This is a genomic window from Streptomyces sp. L-9-10 (assembly GCF_004151105.1).
Lineage (GTDB): Bacteria > Actinomycetota > Actinomycetes > Streptomycetales > Streptomycetaceae > Streptomyces.
This window is the reverse complement of record NZ_PHRF01000164.1, coordinates 1-18,366: the sequence shown is the minus strand read 5'-3', so window position 1 is coordinate 18,366 and position 18,366 is coordinate 1. Positions and strand designations below refer to the sequence as shown.

The window sequence follows — 18,366 nt, the reverse complement described above, 5'->3', positions numbered from 1 at the left end:
CGCCCCGCCCGCTCCGTACGTGTCCCGTTCCGTACGCGCACCGTTCCGTACGCGCGAAGGGCCCGGGACTCGGACGTACTCGTCCGAGTCCCGGGCCCGTTCGCCGCTCAGGGGCAGGCGCGCGTTACGCCGCCGGGTCCTCGCCGCCGAAGCGCTCCCGGTACACGGCCAGGTCCTCATCGGTGATCTTGGCGAAGAGCACCGGCGGGACGGTGAACGCCGTACCGGCCGGAACGGACGCCAGCGCCTTCGCCTCCTCGGCCGTGACCCAGCGCGCCGTGTCGTCGGTCAGCGCGAACGCCCCCCGCATCGCCCTGGCGGACGCCGGGATGAACGGCTCGGAGATCACCGCGTACAGGTGGATCAGGTTCATCGCCGTCCGCAGGGTCAGCGCCGCGCCCTCCTCGTCGGACTTGATCTCCAGCCAGGGAGCCTTCTCCTCCAGATACGAGTTGCCCGCGGACCACAGGGCGCGCAGCGCGGCGGCGGCCTTGCGGAACTGGAGCGTCTCCATGTGGCCCTCGTACTCCGCGAGCAGCCCCGCGATCTCGTCGCCGAGCCTCGCCTCCGCCTCGCCCGCCGGCTTGCCGGCCGGCACCGCGTCGCCGAAGCGCTTGCGCGAGAAGGACAGGACGCGGTTCACGAAGTTGCCGAGGGTGTCGGCGAGGTCCTTGTTGACCGTCGCCGTGAAGTGCTCCCAGGTGAACGACGTGTCGTCCGACTCGGGCGCGTTCGCCATCATGAAGTAGCGCCAGTAGTCGGCGGGCAGGATCTCCAGCGCGTCGTGGGTGAAGACGCCCCGCTTCTGCGAGGTGGAGAACTTGCCTCCGTAGTAGTTCAGCCAGTTGAAGGACTTGACGTAGTCGACCTTCTTCCACGGCTCGCGCGTGCCGAGCTGGGTGGCCGGGAACATCACCGTGTGGAACGGGACGTTGTCCTTGCCCATGAACTCGGTGTAGCGGACCGTGTCGTCGGCCTCGTACCACCAGGACTTCCAGTCGCGGTTCGCCGGGTCCTGGTCGGACCACTCCTTCGTCGCGCCGATGTACTCGATGGGCGCGTCGAACCAGACGTAGAAGACCTTGCCCTCGGCGGCCAGCTCCGGCCACGCGTCGGCGGGGACCGGTACGCCCCACTCCAGGTCGCGGGTGATCGCGCGGTCGTGCAGGCCCTCGGTCAGCCACTTGCGGGCGATGGAGGAGGACAGCTGCGGCCACTCCTCGCTCGTCGCGTCGATCCAGCTCTCGACCTCGCCCGCCAGCTTCGACTGGAGGAGGAAGAGGTGCTTGGTCTCGCGGACCTCCAGCTCGCTGCTGCCGCTGATCGCGGAGCGCGGGTTGATCAGATCCGTCGGGTCCAGGACGCGCGTGCAGTTCTCGCACTGGTCGCCGCGGGCCTTGTCGTAGCCGCAGTGCGGGCACGTACCGACGATGTAGCGGTCCGGCAGGAAGCGGCCGTCGGCGATCGAGTAGACCTGGCGGATCGCCCGCTCCTCGATGAAGCCGTTCTCCTTCAGCCGGCGCGCGAAGTGCTGCGTGATCTCGCGGTTCTCCGCGGAGGAGCTGCGGCCGAAGTAGTCGAAGGCGAGCTGGAAGCCGTCGTAGATCGCCTTCTGGGCGTCGTGCTGCTCGGCGCAGAAGGCGTCGACCGGCACGCCCGCTTCCTTGGCCGCCAGCTCGGCGGGGGTGCCGTGCTCGTCGGTCGCGCAGATGTACAGGACCTCGTGGCCGCGCTGGCGGAGGTACCTCGCGTACACATCCGCCGGGAGCATGGACCCCACCATGTTGCCCAGGTGCTTGATCCCGTTGATGTACGGAAGGGCGCTGGTGATGAGGTGTCGAGCCATTGCAGGCTGCTCCCAAGTCGCTACATGGTGTGACCAATTGGTCTACGGAATGTCAATATCGTATCCGACCCTTCCGGCGCGAGTCGCCCGCGTTTTCTCCGGGTGTGCGGGGGTGTGTACGGGGGTGAGTGCGAGGGCGTGCGGCGATGCGCGGGGGCGTGCGACGGCGTGCGGATGCACCGGGGCAGGGGGAGAGCTTTCCGAAACACCTCGTGACGTAGACAGGCACATCCCGGGAGAGAAAGGGCATCATGTACGAGGCGGGGCAGGGGACAGGGGCAGGGGACGGCAGCATGCGGGTACTGGTCGCCGAGGACGAGGAGGTCCTGGCGGAGCTGGTGGCCACAGGGCTGCGACGGGCGGGATTCGCCGTCGACACCGTGTACAGCGGTGACGCCGCCCTCGCCTATCTGGGACTGCACGACTACGACGTCGTCGTCCTCGACCGCGATCTGCCACGCGTCCACGGCGACGACGTCGCGCGCAAGCTGGTCGCCGAGTCGTCCCGTACGCGCATCCTGATGCTCACCGCGTCCGTCTCCATGGAGGACCGCGTCGAGGGGCTCGATCTGGGCGCCGACGACTATCTGGGCAAGCCCTTCGACTTCCCCGAGCTGGTCTCGCGGGTGCGCGCGCTGCGGCGGCGCAGCGCCAGGCCCGTACCGCCGCAGCTGGAGCGGCACGGCGTACGGCTCGATTCCGTACGGCGGACGGCGTCGCGGGACGGGGTGGCGCTCGACCTCTCGCCCAAGGAGTTCTCGGTGCTCCAGATCCTGCTGGAGGCGGACGGGGCGCCGGTCTCCGCCGAGGAACTGCTGGAGCGGGCCTGGGACGCGCACGCGGATCCGTTCACCGGCGCGGTCCGGGTCTGTCTCAGCAAGCTGCGGGCCAAGCTCGGGGATCCGCCGCTGATCCGTACGGTCCAGGGCGTGGGGTACGCGCTGTGATATGTGCCGCGCACCGCGGCGGGCGGGGGACGACGGGAACGGCGGGCAAGGCGCTGGGGCCCGGCTCCACCATCCGTACGCGCATAGCCCTCATCTACGGCGGGGTCTTCGTCGTCCTCGGTGGCTGTCTGCTCGCCGTCGTCAATCTGCTGTCCAGCGCCGGTACGCAGAGCGAGGCGCAGGAGATCGCCGCCCGGGTGGCGCCGGTCCAGGTGTCGCCTCTGCTCCCCGCCTCGTCGGTGCGCGGGCTGATCGGCCAGCAGCAGATCCAGTCCATCGCCGTGTACCAGCTCACCGACAACGTCACGGACGCCGCCTCCGACGAGATGCTGTTCTGGTCCGTCGCCGCGCTGCTGGTCATGGCGGCGTGCGCGGTCGCGGTCGGCTGGTGGACGGCGGGGCGCGTGCTGCGCCCGGTGCACGCGATGACGGCGAAGGCCCGCCGATTGTCCGAACACAATCTTCACGAACGGATCGGCGCGAGCGGCCCCGATGACGAGCTGAAGGAGCTGGGCGACACCCTGGACGCGCTCCTGGCGCGCCTGCAGAAAGCTTTCGACAGTCAGCGCCGGTTCATCGCGAACGCCTCGCACGAGCTGCGCACCCCGCTGGCGACCCAACGCGCCGCGATCCAGGTCGGGTTGGACGACCTGTGCACGCCGGACGAGCTGGCCCGTACGAAGGAGACCCTGCTCGACAACAACCGGCGCAGCGAACAGCTCATCGAGGGTCTGCTGGTGCTGGCGCGCAGCGAGCGCGAGGTGGAGGACCTGGAGCCGGTCGATCTGGGCGAGGCCGTGGCCGAGGAGGCGGCACGCTACGGGCGGCGGGTCTCCCTGTGTGTCGCCGACGCGGCCGTGGTGCGCGGAAACCGGCTGCTGCTCGGGCAGTTGGTGGGAAACCTGCTGGCCAACGCGGTGGCGTACAACGTGCCGGGGGGGACGGTGGACATCGATGTACGGGGCGCGGAGCTGGTGGTGCGGAACACCGGCCCTGTTGTCGCCGAGGCGGACATCCCCGCGCTGTTCGAACCGTTCCGGCGGGGAGAGGGCCGCGACCGGATGGGGCGCGGGGCGGGGCTCGGCCTCTCCATCGTCCGCTCGATCGCGGTGGCGCACGGGGGGACGGTCAGGGCGGAGCCGGGCGGCGCGGGCGGGGGGCTGGCGGTGACGGTGAGGCTGCCGAAGGCGGAGCGCGACGGCGACTGACGGCGACTGACGGCGACGGGGACCGCGACTGCCAGGACGGGGACCGTCGGGGACCGTCGGGACGTGGACCGCGACCGGTGGGACCGGGACCGCGAATGAAACCGCCGCCGGCGCCGCGTGCGGGACGCGGGGCCGGCGGCGGTAACGGCGACGACGGTGGTAACGGCGTTTCGGGGCAGGTCAGTTGCCGGGGGCGGACAGCTGCCAGGCGGCGAGCAGCTCACGGTAGAACGTGGCGTCCGGGACCTCGCTGGGCACCGGGCCCGCGTGGTAGAAGCCCACGTTCGCCGTGGCCTCGTCCGCGCCGAGCTTCCGCGCGAAGTCGAAGCCCTTGGCGTCCTCCTCGCCGAACGCCACGAACTGCCAGAAGAGCGGCAGCTTCGCGGCCTCGGCGAGAGCCTGCTCGGCGAGGCGTACGGCGCTGGGCGCGCCGTCCGTCTGGAAGATCACCAGCGCGGGCCCGGCCGAGCCGGACTTCTCGTGCAGCGCGACGACCTCTTCGACGGCGCGGTGGTAGTTCGTACGCCCCATGCGTCCGAGGGAGCCGTGCAGTTCGTCGATCTTCCCCTCGTAGTCGGTGAGACCGATGTCACCGGTCCCGTCGATGTCGGTGGAAAAGAACACGACGGAGACGGTCGCGCTCTCGTCCAGGTGCGCGGCGAGCGCGAGGGCCTGCTCGCCGAGGTGCTGGGCGCTGCCGTCCTTGAAGTACGGCCGCATGGAACCGGACCGGTCGAGCACCAGATAGACGCCGGCCCGCTCCCCGGCGAGGCCGCGCTTCTTGAGGGCGGCGCCCGCGGCCTTGTAGCGGTCGGCGAGGCCGGGGGCACGGGACTTGACGCGGGCGAGGGTGAAGGCGGGGCGGGCGGCGGCACCGGTGGTGGTGCCGGTGCCGACGACGGGCTCGGGCTCGGCGACGGTCTTCGGTTCGGCGGCGGGCTCGGCGGCGGGCTCCACGACCTCGGGCGCGACCTCGGCCTTGACCTCGACGACCTCGGGTTCGGCCTTGACCTCGGCCTCGGCCTCGGCCTTCGGTTCCGCCTTGGTCTCGGGTTCGGGCTCGCGTTCCGGCTCCGGTTCGCGTTCCGGCTCCGCCGGAACAACCGCCTCCCGCACGGGAATCACGTCGAGTTCGGGCTCCGTCGTGGCCTGCGCGGGGACCGTGGGCGTGGGTACGGGGGCGGGCGTGGCGGCCGGGGCCGGCGTGGCCGTGAGCGCCGGCGGCTCCTCGATCGCGCTCGTCCGCGACAGCTGCGACGGCACGCCGCGATCGGGATCGGCCGGGCGCGGGTTGTCGAACGCCGCGGCGACCAGATCCGCCGCCGCCCCTCCGATGTCCTTGGACTCCACGGCCTCCACCGAGTCCTTGGGCTCGGCCGGGGCGGGCGCGGACACCGAGGCCGCGTCCGAGGCCGAAGCCGTCGTCGAGGCCGAGGTCGAAGCCGTCGTCGTGGCCTTGGCCGTCGTCACGTCCGGGACAGCGCCCGTCGTGTCCGTACCCGAGTCCTTGGGCGTCGGCTCCGCCGAATCCGTACGGTCCGAACGGCCCGCCTGAGACGGTACCGAGGCCGAGACCGGCGCCGACTCGTGGTGCTCCTCCGCACGGTCGCGTCCGAACACCTTGCGCAGCAAGCTCCGAATGCCCATGGGCGAGGCCTTTCAGATGAGTTGGGTGCGGTGTCCGCCACCGGGGAAACGCACATCCCTGGCCAGGGCGGATACGTAAGGTTAGCGGCCGCCGTGAACGATCTCCGGCAGGGGCGGTCCACGTGTAGGACGGGCCCTACGGGCAGGACGGTACCCTCCCGGCCGCCACCGTCATTACTCTCTCCCGACCACGAGGTCGGCGTGGATTCATGTGCCGTTCACCTGGAGGCCGCCACCCTGGTGGCATGCGCACCTAGCGTCACCAGCCGAGACATCCCGACACGCTGTCGGCGCGGTGCGCGCCGAACCATCGCATTTCCGGAGGCGAAAGTGCGCAAACTGCTGCCGCTGCTCAGTTCCAGCTCCAGTCCTCACGCGGGTGGGCGTTCCGCCCTGACCTGCCGCTACCGCTGTGGCGACGCCTGTTTCCACGAGGTACCGAACAAGAGCGACAACGAGTACGTCGGTGACATCATCGCCGGTGCCATGTCCAGGCGTTCCCTGGTGCGCGCCGCCGCCGTCGTGACGGTCGCCACCGCGGCGGGCAGCGCGCTCGCCTTCGGCCCCGGTAACTCGTCGGCGTCCGCCGTCCCGGTCGCCGGAAACGGCGACGGACAAGGAAACGGCGGCGGTGGCAAGACCGACGGTGCCCGCGGCCTGCGCTTCACCCCGGTCGCCCCCAACACCGCGGACAAGGTGACCATCCCCTCCGGCTACGCCCAGAACGTGGTCATCCGCTGGGGCGAGCCGATCCTGCGCGGTGCGCCGGCCTTCAACCCGGACAAGCAGACCGCCAAGGCGCAGGCGGGCCAGTTCGGTTACAACAACGACTTCCTGAGCCTGCTGCCGCTGAAGGGCGAGCGCGACCGTCAGGTCCTCGTGGCCAACCACGAGTACACCGACGAGATCCTGATGTTCAAGGGCTACGACCCGGCCAAGCCGACCCGCGAGCAGGTGGAGATCGCCTGGGCCGCGCACGGTCTCTCCGTCGTCGTGGTCGAGGAGGACCGCAAGAGCGGCAAGCTCACCGCCGTCACCCGCCACCAGCTCAACCGCCGTCTCACCGCGACCAGCGAGTTCCGTCTCACCGGCCCGGCCGCGGGCAGCGATCTGCTCCGCACCTCGGCGGACCGTACGGGCAGCAGGGTCCTCGGCACGCTCAACAACTGCGCCGGTGGCACCACCCCCTGGGGCACCACGCTGCACGGCGAGGAGAACTTCAACCAGTACTTCGCCAACGGTTCGAGCGATACGGACAAGCGCTACGGCATCGGCACCGCGGCCAGCGAGCGCAAGTGGGAGCTGTTCGACAAGCGCTTCGACCTCAAGCAGGAGCCCAACGAGGCGCACCGCTTCGGCTGGGTCGTCGAGCTCGACCCGTACGACCCGGACTTCACGCCCCGCAAGCGCACCGCCCTCGGCCGCTTCAAGCACGAGGCCGCGCAGCCCCGGCTGACCGCCGACGGCCGCCCCGTCGTCTACATGGGCGACGACGAGCGCTTCGACTACCTCTACAAGTTCGTCTCGTCGAAGCAGATGAAGAAGGGCAACAGCCGCGCCGCCCACGAGCACAACCTGACGCTGCTCGACGAGGGCACGCTGTACGTCGCCAAGCTGACCGGTGACAGCCCGGCGGGCGAGTTCGACGGCACGGGCAAGCTCCCGAACGACGGCGAGTTCGACGGTTCCGGCGTGTGGATACCGCTGGCGACCGGCGATGTCTCGCACGTGCCCGGCATGAGCGCCGACGAGGTCTACATCTTCACGCGCCTCGCGGGTGACAAGGTCGGCGCCACGAAGATGGACCGCCCCGAGGACGTCGAGCCGTCGCCGCGCACCGGTCGCGTCTATGTCGCGCTGACCAACAACACCGACCGTGGCAAGGCCGGCAAGGAGGGCCCCACCGAGCCCAACCCCCGTAACGCCAACAAGCACGGTCACGTACTGGAGCTGGCGGAGAACTGGGACGACCCGGCGGGCGACGGCTTCGCCTGGCGGCTCTTCCTGGTCGCGGGTGACCCGAACGACCCGGCCACCTACTTCGCGGGCTTCCCCAAGGACAAGGTCAGCCCGATCTCCTGCCCGGACAACGTCGCCTTCGACCCGCACGGCAACCTGTGGATCTCGACGGACGGCAACGCGCTCGGCACGCACGACGGCCTCTTCGGCGTCGCGACGCAGGGTGACCGGCGCGGTGAGCTGAAGCAGTTCCTGACCATGCCGAACGGTGCGGAGACCTGCGGTCCTGTCATCCAGGACCGCCGGGTCCTGGTCGCGGTGCAGCACCCGGGCGAGATCGACGGCGCGTCCGTCGAGAAGCCGGCGAGCGCGTGGCCCGACGGTCCCGGCAAGATCGTCCGCCCGTCGGTGGTCGCGGTCTGGCGCAAGGACGGCAGCGACATCGGCGTCTGACCTCGGCCTGATCCGATCTCAACCGCATTGATCTGACCGGAGTTCCGGACGTGATCGCGGGGTGGCGCCGTCTCGGACCGGCGTCACCCCGCTCGGCGTTGACGGGGACGAGACGCGGACGAGACGGGGACGAGACGCGGATGAGACGCGGTGAGGTGACACGGACAAAGGGGGTGAGCCGTCGGGCCGTCCGCGCTTACCCTCGATATATGACTTCTGAGGCTTCGGACGCGGGGACCGCACGGGTCGACTCCTGGATCTGGTCGGTACGGCTCACCAAGACCCGCTCCCAGGCCGCGGCCGCCTGCCGCGCCGGCCACGTCCGCGTCAACGGCGAGCGGGTCAAGCCCGCGTACGCGATCAAGCCGGGCGACGAGATCCGGCTGCGCCACGCGGCGCGCGACCGGGTCGTGGTGGTCTCGCGCGTCGTGAAGAAGCGGGTGGGCGCGCCGGTGGCGGTGGAGTGCTACGTGGACAACAGCCCGCCGCCTCCGCCGCGCGAACTGACCGTCCCCATCGCCCTTCGCGACCGGGGGGCGGGCCGCCCCACGAAGCGCGACCGCAGGGAGCTGGACCGGCTTCAGGACCGGCTTCAGGACCAGGCCCCGGACTGGTCACAAGACCGGGGACACGACCGGGCACAGGACCGCGCTCGGGACCGGCGGTCGCAGGGCTGATCACGGGGCTGATCGCGGGGCTCCGGGAATGTCCGCGAACGGATGAGTTTAGCTGCACACAGTCACCTTTGGTGCACGGAAAGTAAAACCGGCACCACAGGGAAGGTCATTCCCATGAACCACGACGGTGAACAGCGCGAACAGCCGCACCAGCACACACAGCGCTTCACGTTCCGCCTCCCCAGCCACCCCCGTAGCGTCGGCCGGGCCAGGGAAGTTCTTCATACGAAAGTTGATCTGCCCGGAGATCCCGGCGAGACCGCCGCCCTCCTGCTGTCGGAGCTCGTCACCAACGCGCTGCGCCACGGCAGCCCGCCGGGCAGGGAGATCGCCGTCACCCTGGAACGGGCCGAGGGGCTGCTCAGGGTGGAGGTCGAGGACGCGGGGGACTATCTGCCACGCCCCCGCACCCCCGATCTCGAAGACGAGTGCGGACGGGGACTCGCGCTGGTGGCCGCGCTCGCCGACGACTGGGGCGTGGCGCCCCGGCTCGGCCCGGGGAAACGGGTGTGGGTCACGCTCAAAGTGCCCGAAAGGACGCTCAAGGCGTCCGATCAGTGAGGCCGGGCCCGTCGGCGAGGCCGGGCCCGTCGGCGCCGTAGGAGCGGGGACCGGTGCCGGCCGGTGCCGGCGGAGGTGGGGCGGCGTCAGCCCTGGTAGCCCTCGACCTCGCCCGGGGGCCGTACCGCGGCCTCGTCGGGGTTCTCGCCGAACTCCGACTTGGCGCGCCGCTGCCGCAGCAGATCCCAGCACTGGTCGAGCCGGACTTCGACGGAGCGCAGCCGCGTCTGTTCGTCGGCGGCGAGGCCGAGATGCTCGGTCGAGCGTTCGCGCAGGCCGCGTTCCTCCGCGACGAGGGCGCCGATGGTGTCGAGGATCTCGTCGTTCTTGCCGCTGTCGTTGCCGCTGCCGTTCTTGCCGCTGCCGGCGGCGTCGCTGGCTGCGTTCATCCCGTTCTCCTTGCCATGCCGCGTACGTACGCGCATACGGACACAGGAGCGAGAGCCGCTGTGCCCGTATGCGCGTACGTTGCGTGGTCGAGCGCTTGTTGACGCGTGGTCGGGGGAGGGGACGGGCCGTCAGTACCGGCCCGTCAGTGCCGGCCCGTCAGGATCTGCTGCCCGTCAGGGACGCTCCGCGGTCCGTGGTCAGTGCCCAGATCACGAACGCCGCGAGGGCCATGCCGACGAACGCCCAGACAGGCGCGTACGGCAGGTACATGAACTGCGCGACGAAGTAGACCACCGCCAGTGCGATACCGACGTAGCGTGCCATCGGGACGCGCATGAGAAGCGCCAGTCCGGTGAGGGCCACCAGGATCCCGAGGGCTATGTGGATCCAGCCCCAGGAGCCGAGATTGAACGTGTACGCGTATCCGGTGACGCGGTTGAAGACCGCGTTGCCGCGTACGGCCGCTATGCCCTGAAGTATGTCGACAGCTCCCGCGACCAGCATGAGAACACCGGCGAAGAAGCTACCGCCAACAGCCCAGGCTGCCTTCCTTTCCGCATGCGAGCCGGTACCTGCTCCGGTGCCGGTGTTCATGCCTGTTCCTGTGCCCGTGCCTGTGCCCATTCCTGTGCCCATGCCCGTGGTGGGGGGCCTCTGTGCTGTGTTCTGGCTCATAACCCCATGGTGCTCCAAATGCCTCAAAAGGGACATTCGGTCGGGTGGGATCGGCATAAAGATTTAGTAAAGTCGGCCGAAAATCAGCCGGAAACCAGCCGAAGAACAGCTGAAAACCAGGCGGAAGTCAGACGGGAGAGGAGCTGCGCGGCGCGCTGGGAGCGAGAGGCGGCGCGTGCGGCGCCCGGGGCAACCGGCCGCTCAGCCAGGCCCCGAGGGCCAGGGCGAGCCCACCGGCGAGCACGCACCAGCCGGCGGTACGCAGCGAAGAGGTCAACGCGTCGAAGATGGCGGCGGCTGCCGATCTGTCACCGGTGTCCGGCAGGTCCTGGAGGATGGACCCGCGCGCCACGGCGACGCAGAGGAACAGCAGCGCCGCACCGGCCGCGTACGCGAGACCGGCACCGATGAGCGCGCGGCGGCGGTGGACGGCGAGCAGTACGGCCGCCCCGGTGAGGACCAGCGTCCCGACGGCGGGCCAGATCCCCGCCGCGCGCAGCCCCTGCGTGACATCGCGCCAGATCCCGAGTCCGTTGGCCTCCAGGACGATGATCTGCGTATGCCGCACGGGGATCCGGTTCGCGTACGGCACGCTGTCGTCGGTCAGCTGCTTCTTCACCCGCGCGGTGATGGGCGCCAGATCGATCGTCACGGCGTTGCCGCCGCCGCTGGTCAGTGCCTGTTCCGCGGTGGCGTGGGCGGCGCGGGTCGCCGTCTTCCACGCGTTCTTGAAGGCGTTGGTCGTCTCGAACGAGAGGACGGCGTCGTGCAGCAGCCCGCGGACCCCGTCCTTGAGGAGCGGCCCCACGTCGATCTCGGCCAGCACCTCGTCGGTGATCCGGTCGGCGACGGCGTTCTGTACGTCCGGGTCGGAGGCGAGCGGCGCCATGGTGGAGACGAAGCGGTCGGTGTCGCCGACCTCCAGATCGACCCAGGCCGCGACCGCGCTCAGCGGGGCGAGGACCGTCAGCAGGACGATCAGCGCCGTGGAGAGGTAGGTCCGCACTCCTCAAGGGAACGGGTACGGGGCGACGGGCGCGAGCGGGGCGCCGCCGACCCGGTGAGAGCGCGTCGGGTGTGTGCCGGGTGTGTGCCGGGTGTGTGCCGGTGTGCGTCGGGCTCCCGTCGGGCTCTCGGTGGGCTCGCTGTACGCGCTCGGCGGGTACCTGGCGGGGCCCTGGTGGGCGCCTGGTGGGCACTCGGCTGAGGTTGACGCGTACGGCGGGCGGGTGTGCCCTGGAGAAGCGGGGGCGGACGCGGGGGGTGCGAGGGAAGGAGCCCCCTGCCATGGCGACCCAGACACCGGTGCCCACACGGCACCGCACGCTGATGCCTCATCTTCCGCCTCGCTTTCCGGGGCATCTCCCGCGGCACGACGGCGCGCGGCCACCCGGCGCGCCGGGCGCACGTCCCCAGGAGTCCGGGCGGCGCCGTGTCTCACCACGCCTCCTGGTGAACTCTCTGCTGCTGGGCATCGCCTACGGCGCCTACGCGTCCTACATCGCCCGGGGCGGCGGCCCCGCCACCTACGGCCAGCTCGCCCTGGCCCTGATCTCCGGCGCGCTCGCGGCCCTCCTGGTCTTCGGCCTCGTCCGCGTACAGCCCCGGCTGATGACGGAAGTACGCGCGGCGGCCTGGGGCGTACTGGTCGGAGGAGGCGTGGGCTTCCTCTACAGCCTCGGCAACCACAGCGTTCTGCTGTCCTCGGGCATCGGACTGGCCATCGGCGCCGCCACGGTCATCGTGGTCTTCTACGCGCTCTACACCCGACGCCCCTGAGCGAACCCCGCTGCCACCGAGGTCACCCCGTCGGCGCAGCACCGCTCGCGCCGCTCCCGCGCAGGCCATAGGACGGAGACGGCGGGCGGCGCGCGGAGGAGTGGACCGGTATGCAGATCGTTGTCGACCTCAATCGCTGTCAGGGATACGCGCAATGCGTGTTTCTCGCCCCTGAGGTGTTCGAGCTGCATGGCGAGGAGGCCCTGATGTTCACCCCGACCGTGCCCGACGGCCAGCATGAGCACGTACGCCGGGCAGCGGCGGCGTGTCCGGTCCAGGCCATCCTCGTCGGTGAGCGGGCGGGGTCCCGGTGACCCTTGAACCGTGGGACGGCCGCATCGTCATCGTCGGCGCGTCGCTGGCCGGTCTGCGCGCCGCCGAGAAGCTGCGGGACGAAGGCTTCACCGGACCGCTGACGCTGGTGGGGGAGGAGCCGCATCCCCCGTACGACAGGCCGCCGCTGTCCAAACAGGTGCTGCTCGGCCGGACGCGGGCGGCGGACATCGGGCTGCCGGCCCGCCGTGAGGTGGACGCGCGGTGGAAGCTCGGCGTACGGGCCGGCGGGATCGATCCGAACGAGAAGCAGGTGATCCTCGCCGACGGTGAACGCCTGCCGTTCGACCGGCTGCTGATCGCCACCGGAACCCGCGCCCGCCCCTGGCCGGACCCCGCCGAAGCCCGGCTGGACGGTGTGCTGACGCTGCGTACGAGAGACGAGGCGGCGGAGCTGGCGGAGCGGCTCGACGCCGGGCCGCGCCGTGTCCTGGTGATCGGCGCCGGGTTCACCGGCTCGGAGATCGCCTCCGCCTGCCGGGAACGCGGTCTGGAGGTGACCGTCGCCGAACGCGGCCCGTCTCCTCTCGTCGGGGCGCTCGGCGGCGCGCTCGGCGGGTTCGCGGCCAAGCTCCAGCGCGCGCACGGCGTCGATCTGCGCTGCGGCGTGACGGTCACCTCCCTCAAGGGCCGCGACGGACGGCTCACGGGCGCCGAATTCTCCGACGGCAGCCGGATCGAAGCCGATGTCGCGGTGGTCGCGCTCGGCGCCGTGCGCAACACGGAATGGCTCGCCGAATCGGGTCTGGCCGCGGGCCCGCGGGGCGTCGCCTGCGACGCGGGGTGCCGTGCCTTCAACATGTACGGGATCGTCACCGACGACGTCTTCGTCGCCGGTGACGTGGCCCGCTTCCCGCATCCGCTCTTCGGGTACCAGATGCTGGCCCTCGAACACTGGGGCAACGCGGTCGCGCAGGCGGAGGTGGCGGCGCACAACATGGTCAGCACGGGCCCGCACAGGCGCCCGCATCTGGCGGTGCCCGCCTTCTGGTCCAGTCAGTTCGGCCTCAACATCAAGTCCGTCGGCGTGCCGACCTTCTCCGACCAAGTGGTCATCGCCCAGGGCTCGTTGCGGGAGCGCCGGCTCGTCGCCGTGTACGGCTACCAGGGGCGGATCACAGCAGCGGTCACGGTGAACCGGGCCAAGTGGCTGGAGCACTACGAGTACCTCATCGAGACGGCGGCGCCGTTTCCCCCCGAGCGCGGCGCCGCCGACCGGCCCGACTCGGCCGCGCCCTTCCCCTCCGATGTGCCGGATCCCCAACTGCTCTCGCACGGACCGACCGTGGCCCTCACCGGCCATCTGCCGGACCGGCGCCTGACCTTGGTGCGGCACGAACCGACCCCGACCGCCGCCCACCGTCGTTGAGGAGCCCCTCGCATGTCCCCGGACACCCTCTACCAGCGCATCACCGACTACGCGAACCGCGCCGACCCGTACCCGCTCTACGCCGAACTCCGCGAGAACGGGGTGTCGCGGCAGGACGACGGCAGCTATCTGGTCGGCACGTACCACGAGATCGCCGCGCTGCTCCACGACCCGCGGATCAGCTCGGACTGGCGCAACCGCGCCGACCCGTCCTCGGTCCCGCTGATCAGGCGGAGCAGTGAGCAGATGGCCTTCATCGGCCACGACGACCCCGAGCACGACCGGCTGCGCCGCATCGCGATGCGCCCCTTCGGACCGCCCCACACCCCGGGCCGGATCGACGCGCTGCGCGCGGACATCACCCGGATCTGCGACGAACTGATCGACGCGTTCCGGGACAAGGACCGTATCGACATCGTCGAGGACTTCGCGTACCCGCTCCCCGTCACCGTCATCTGCCGCCTGCTCGGCGTGCCCCACGAGGACGTGCCCCGGATCCGCGCCTGGACGAACGCGATCATCGCCGGCTTCGACCTGACGCCGGGGCAGGACGAGGAGAGCCGCCAGAGAGCCGGCCAGGACGCCCGGCTGGCGATGGGGGAGTACATCGGGGACCTCTCCGACAAGCGCCGTGACCACCCCTCGGACGACATGATCTCCGCGCTCGTCCACGACAACGGCCCCGACGGGCGGCTGACCAGGACCGAACTGATGGCGACCGGGACCCTCCTGCTCATCGCCGGGCACGAGACGACGGTCAACCTCATCAGCAACGGCACGCTCACCTTCCTGCGCCTCCCCGACGCCTACCGGCTGCTGCGCGACAAGCCCGAACTGATGCCCAGGGCGGTCGAGGAACTGCTGCGCTACGAACCCCCCGTCCACCTGCTCCCGCAGCGCACCCCGCTCGCGGACATCGAGGTCGCGGACGTCACGATCCCCAAGGGCGCCCCGCTGGTCCTCGTACTCGCCGCCGGGAACCGGGACCCGCTGCGCTTCGAGGACCCCGACCACTTCGACCCGATGCGCGAGGACAACCAGCACTTCGGCTTCGGCAGCGGAATCCACAACTGCTTCGGCGCCCCGCTGGCCCGCGTGGAGGCCCAGATCGCCCTGAACGCGCTGGTCCCCCGCCTGGAGGGCTTCCAACTGTCCGAGGACCCGCCCCCGTACCGCCGCAGCTCGATCCTCCGGGGGCCCCGCCACTTGCCGATCGAGCGGGCGTAGGGAGCGGCGTAGGGAGCGGGCTTTTGAACCAAGCCGCGTGCGGCGGCGCGGTCAGATGACCGGTGGCCGGCCCAGTGCCGTCATGCGGCGTACCGTCCGCCAGCGCATCGGCCGCCGGGGCCCGCACATCGTCCGTACGCCCTCGAAGAATCCGCCGAACCACGCGCGCAGCCCGCTCACCGACCGCGTACGGGCCACGGTGAGCAGAATCCACGTACCGAGGTAGAGCGGTACGAGCAGCGCGGGCAGATGCCGGCGCGCCAGCCACACCCGGTTGCGGGCGGTCATCCGGTAGAACTCCGCGTGCCTCGCCGGTGAGGTGCGCGGGTGCTGGAGGACCAGTTCCGGTTCGTAGCGGATCGACCAGCCCGCGTCCAGCGCACGCCACGCGAGGTCGGTCTCCTCGTGGGTGAAGAAGAACGCGTCGGGCCAGCCGCCCGTCTCGGCCAGCATCGGCATGGACAGCGCGTGCCCGCCGCCGAGGAACGTCGTCACCTCGCCCGCGCGCATCGGATCGTCGACCCGCAGCCGGGGTACGTGCCGCCGCTGGGTGAGCCCGGTCTCGTCCGCGATACGGAAGCTGACGATGCCGAGCCGGGGGTGCGCCTCGTACAGATCGGCGACGCGGGTGATCACATCGGCCTCGATCAGCAGGCCGTCGTCGTCCAGGTCCACCAGAACGTCCACGTCACCGCAGTCGCGGAGCTTCTCCATGGCGACATTGCGCCCTCCGGAGACCCCCAGGTTCTCCGCCAGCTCGATCCCGATGACGCCTTCGGGCAGCTCGGGCAGCGGGGCGCCGTTGCCGACGACCACGATCCGCGTCGGGGCCTCCCGCTGCTTGGCGACGGAGTCCAGCAGGGCTCGCAGCTCGACGGGCCTGGTCCCCATCGTCAGCACGGCCACACCCACACGCGGTCGGGACACGTCCAGATCACTCCAGCTCTCGGTGACGGAAGGGAAGGGAGGAAGGGGCGGGAAGGGAGGAAGCGGCGGGAAGGGAGGGGAGACGCAGGGGACGGAGGGCGGGCAGCGGCAGGGAGACGGGGCAGGGCAGGACAGGTGAACGGCGGGAAGCGAGAAGGTGCCGCGAATCGATGCTAACCGGCGGACGCCATCCTCAGGACACCGGAAGATGTCCCAGTCGACGTCGCGGGTTCATCTTGCCGTCCGGCCGGAACGCCCGCGTCCGTCCACGCCGATGCCCCCGTGTGCGACCTCGGGCCCCTATGGCAAACTGCCCGCATGCTGGTGGCCGGTGGTGGGGTGTGAGCGAGCCTCGGTCTGCCCCGACGATCGGGCAACTCGTCCTGAGCAAGCAGCTCCAGGGGCTGCGCGAGAGAGCCGGCCTCAGCCGCGACGAGGCCGCCAGACTGCTGCATGTCGCGCCCGCGACGATACGGCGCATGGAGATGGCCGAGGTCGCGCTCAAGGTCCCGTACATACAGATGCTGCTGCCCTCGTACGGTGTGACCGGCGACGAGGCCGTCGCCTTTCTCCAACTGGTCGACGAGGCCAACAAGCCCGGCTGGTGGCAGCGCTTCCACGACGTTCTGCCGGAGTGGTTCGGCGGCCATGTCAGCCTGGAGGAAGCGGCCAAGACCATACGGTCCTACGAGCCGCATTTCGTGCCGGGGCTCCTTCAGACCGAGGACTACGCACGCGCGATCCTGACCTACGGCGAGGTCGGCCGGAACGATCCCGAACGCATCGAACGCCATGTGGCGCTGCGCCTGGCGCGCCAGTCACTGCTGACCCGGCCGGACGCCCCGGCCTTCTGGGTTGTCATGGACGAGACGGTTTTACACCGCCCCGTGGGCTCGTCCGCCGTGATGCGCGCCCAGGTGGACCGGCTGCTGGCCGCGACCGAGCTGCCGAATGTGACGCTTCAGATAGCCGAGTTCGCCGCCGGGCATCACCCCGGCACCTACAGCCCCTTCGTGCTGTTCCGATTCGCTATACCCGAATTGCCCGATATGGTCATCGTCGAATATCTGACCGGCGCCCTCTATATCGACAACACCGGTGAGGTGGCGGAGCACATGGAGGCGATGGACCGCATGGTGGCTCACGCGGAATCCGCGCGCCGCACCAAACAAATCCTCGCCGATTTCCGTAAGGAACTGTGAACCGAGATGACGGCAGGCACACCCAAGCCCCAGGTCGACACCAGCAAGCCCCACCCGGCGCGGGTGTACGACTACCTGCTGGGCGGTAAGGACAACTACCCGGTCGACCGGGAGATAGGGCAGCAACTGCCCGAGGACTCCCGGCGCGACTCCCGGCTGAACCGCGCGTTCATGCACCGCGCCGCGGCCTGGGTGGCGCAGAGCGGGATCGACCAGTACCTCGACATCGGTACGGGCATCCCGACCGAGCCGAACCTCCACCAGATCGTCCAGAAGATCGCCCCGGCCTCGCGCGTCGTCTACACGGACAACGATCCGATCGTGCTGCGTCACGCCGAGGCCCTGCTGATCAGCACGCCCGAAGGCGCCACCGACTACATCGAGGCGGATGTCCGCCGGCCGCACGAGATCCTCGAACACGCCCGCGGCTTCCTGGACTTCAGCAGGCCCGTCGCGCTGTCGCTCATCGCCCTGATGCACTTCATCCCGGACGAGGACGACCCGTACGGCATCGCCCGCACCCTGGTGGACGCGCTGCCGTCCGGCAGCGTCTTCGTCTTCTCGCAGGGCACCGCGGACTTCCAGCCGCAGAACCTGGTGGGCAAGGTCACCAACACGTACGGCAAGGGCGGCATCGCGCTCCGGCTGCGCACGCACGCCGAGGTCCTGCGGTTCTTCGACGGGCTGGATCTGGTGGAGCCGGGGCTGGTGACGGCCCCGAAGTGGTTCAAGGGGACACCGGCGCCGGAGGACGAGCAGAGCTCTTTCTACGTGGGCGTGGCCAAGGTCCGCTGAGGCCCGCGGGGGTCGGCGGCCGTGGGGGCGGCGGGGTTCACGGTTCCGCGGTTCACGGGTTTGCGGTGGAAGTGCTCGGGCAGGCGCTCCTACGTCAAGGGAACGGCTCAACAGCTCGACAGTGAGGAGCGCGAACCATGACCGCAGACAAGAAGTTCTCCGCGAAGGCCGACCAGGCCAAGGGCGCCATCAAGGAAACCGTGGGCCGCATGGTCGGGAATGAGCGGATGACCGCCGAGGGCAGGGCCGAACGCGCCAAGGGAGACATGCGTACCGCCGGCCAGAAGGCGAAGGACGCGTTCCGCCGATGAGCGCGCCGCACAGCCCTTTCGGCAGAGGTGGCCGTGCGTGCAGAGTTCGAGGGCGGTGGC

General features: G+C 70.4%; 18 protein-coding genes. 12 read left to right on the top strand and 6 right to left on the bottom strand.

Annotation, left to right across the window (positions count from 1 at the left end; genetic code table 11):
* Positions 1–124: 124 nt before the first annotated feature.
* Positions 125–1,846, bottom strand: a complete 1,722-nt coding sequence (gene metG / locus CU044_RS35545; protein WP_129772883.1) for a methionine--tRNA ligase — start codon at positions 1,844–1,846, stop codon at positions 125–127.
* A 293-nt stretch (positions 1,847–2,139) separates the two neighbouring features.
* Between metG and CU044_RS35540 the strand changes: the two genes are divergently transcribed.
* Both CU044_RS35540 and CU044_RS35535 read left to right on the top strand, forming a co-directional pair.
* Positions 2,140–2,793, top strand: coding sequence for a response regulator transcription factor (locus CU044_RS35540; protein ID WP_129772974.1), 654 nt, complete (start codon positions 2,140–2,142; stop codon positions 2,791–2,793).
* Positions 2,794–2,846: 53 nt separating this feature from the next.
* A complete protein-coding gene (locus CU044_RS35535) occupies positions 2,847–4,001 on the top strand; it encodes an ATP-binding protein (RefSeq protein WP_129772972.1) in 1,155 nt (384 codons plus the stop codon).
* A 180-nt stretch (positions 4,002–4,181) separates the two neighbouring features.
* On the opposite strand, the gene CU044_RS35530 is transcribed toward CU044_RS35535, so the two are convergent.
* A complete protein-coding gene (locus CU044_RS35530) occupies positions 4,182–5,648 on the bottom strand; it encodes a VWA domain-containing protein (protein WP_193564154.1) in 1,467 nt (488 codons plus the stop codon).
* 330 nt (positions 5,649–5,978) lie between these two features.
* Here CU044_RS35530 and CU044_RS35525 point away from each other — a divergent pair, with 330 nt between their 5' ends.
* The 3 genes from CU044_RS35525 to CU044_RS35515 all read left to right on the top strand — a co-directional run bounded on the left by CU044_RS35525 (position 5,979) and on the right by CU044_RS35515 (position 9,298).
* A complete protein-coding gene (locus CU044_RS35525) occupies positions 5,979–8,060 on the top strand; it encodes a PhoX family phosphatase (protein ID WP_129772882.1) in 2,082 nt (693 codons plus the stop codon).
* A 209-nt stretch (positions 8,061–8,269) separates the two neighbouring features.
* On the top strand, positions 8,270–8,737 hold the full coding sequence (locus tag CU044_RS35520; protein WP_129772881.1) for an RNA-binding S4 domain-containing protein: 468 nt from the start codon (positions 8,270–8,272) through the stop codon (positions 8,735–8,737).
* A 114-nt stretch (positions 8,738–8,851) separates the two neighbouring features.
* The gene (locus CU044_RS35515; RefSeq protein WP_129772880.1) at positions 8,852–9,298 is read left to right on the top strand and encodes an ATP-binding protein; all 447 of its coding nucleotides are present in this window, start codon (positions 8,852–8,854) and stop codon (positions 9,296–9,298) included.
* 86 nt (positions 9,299–9,384) lie between these two features.
* On the opposite strand, the gene CU044_RS35510 is transcribed toward CU044_RS35515, so the two are convergent.
* From CU044_RS35510 to CU044_RS35500, 3 genes are all read right to left on the bottom strand, one after another.
* Positions 9,385–9,687, bottom strand: coding sequence for a DUF2630 family protein (locus tag CU044_RS35510; RefSeq protein WP_129772879.1), 303 nt, complete (start codon positions 9,685–9,687; stop codon positions 9,385–9,387).
* A 157-nt stretch (positions 9,688–9,844) separates the two neighbouring features.
* Positions 9,845–10,192, bottom strand: a complete 348-nt coding sequence (locus CU044_RS35505; protein WP_240046032.1) for a hypothetical protein — start codon at positions 10,190–10,192, stop codon at positions 9,845–9,847.
* A 298-nt stretch (positions 10,193–10,490) separates the two neighbouring features.
* Positions 10,491–11,369 (bottom strand): hypothetical protein, encoded by an 879-nt coding sequence (locus CU044_RS35500; RefSeq protein ID WP_129772877.1) that lies wholly within the window; start codon positions 11,367–11,369, stop codon positions 10,491–10,493.
* A gap of 446 nt (positions 11,370–11,815) precedes the next feature.
* Between CU044_RS35500 and CU044_RS35495 the strand changes: the two genes are divergently transcribed.
* The 4 genes from CU044_RS35495 to CU044_RS35480 all read left to right on the top strand — a co-directional run bounded on the left by CU044_RS35495 (position 11,816) and on the right by CU044_RS35480 (position 15,071).
* The gene (locus CU044_RS35495) at positions 11,816–12,142 is read left to right on the top strand and encodes a hypothetical protein (protein ID WP_240046031.1); all 327 of its coding nucleotides are present in this window, start codon (positions 11,816–11,818) and stop codon (positions 12,140–12,142) included.
* A 110-nt stretch (positions 12,143–12,252) separates the two neighbouring features.
* The gene (locus tag CU044_RS35490) at positions 12,253–12,456 is read left to right on the top strand and encodes a ferredoxin (RefSeq protein WP_129772876.1); all 204 of its coding nucleotides are present in this window, start codon (positions 12,253–12,255) and stop codon (positions 12,454–12,456) included.
* Positions 12,453–13,844 (top strand): FAD-dependent oxidoreductase, encoded by a 1,392-nt coding sequence (locus CU044_RS35485; protein ID WP_129772875.1) that lies wholly within the window; start codon positions 12,453–12,455, stop codon positions 13,842–13,844. Before CU044_RS35490 ends, CU044_RS35485 begins: the two co-directional genes overlap by 4 nt.
* Before the next feature lie 12 nt (positions 13,845–13,856).
* Positions 13,857–15,071 (top strand): cytochrome P450, encoded by a 1,215-nt coding sequence (locus tag CU044_RS35480; RefSeq protein ID WP_129772874.1) that lies wholly within the window; start codon positions 13,857–13,859, stop codon positions 15,069–15,071.
* A gap of 51 nt (positions 15,072–15,122) precedes the next feature.
* Here the strand turns inward: CU044_RS35480 and CU044_RS35475 are convergent, their stop codons facing one another.
* Complete coding sequence (locus tag CU044_RS35475) at positions 15,123–15,998, bottom strand: glycosyltransferase family 2 protein (protein ID WP_129772873.1); 876 nt, start codon at positions 15,996–15,998, stop codon at positions 15,123–15,125.
* A 341-nt stretch (positions 15,999–16,339) separates the two neighbouring features.
* Between CU044_RS35475 and CU044_RS35470 the strand changes: the two genes are divergently transcribed.
* From CU044_RS35470 to CU044_RS35460, 3 genes are all read left to right on the top strand, one after another.
* The gene (locus CU044_RS35470) at positions 16,340–17,200 is read left to right on the top strand and encodes a helix-turn-helix transcriptional regulator (protein ID WP_129772872.1); all 861 of its coding nucleotides are present in this window, start codon (positions 16,340–16,342) and stop codon (positions 17,198–17,200) included.
* 6 nt (positions 17,201–17,206) lie between these two features.
* Positions 17,207–17,995 (top strand): SAM-dependent methyltransferase, encoded by a 789-nt coding sequence (locus CU044_RS35465; protein WP_129772871.1) that lies wholly within the window; start codon positions 17,207–17,209, stop codon positions 17,993–17,995.
* A gap of 137 nt (positions 17,996–18,132) precedes the next feature.
* Complete coding sequence (locus tag CU044_RS35460) at positions 18,133–18,306, top strand: CsbD family protein (protein WP_129772870.1); 174 nt, start codon at positions 18,133–18,135, stop codon at positions 18,304–18,306.
* Positions 18,307–18,366: the final 60 nt, after the last annotated feature.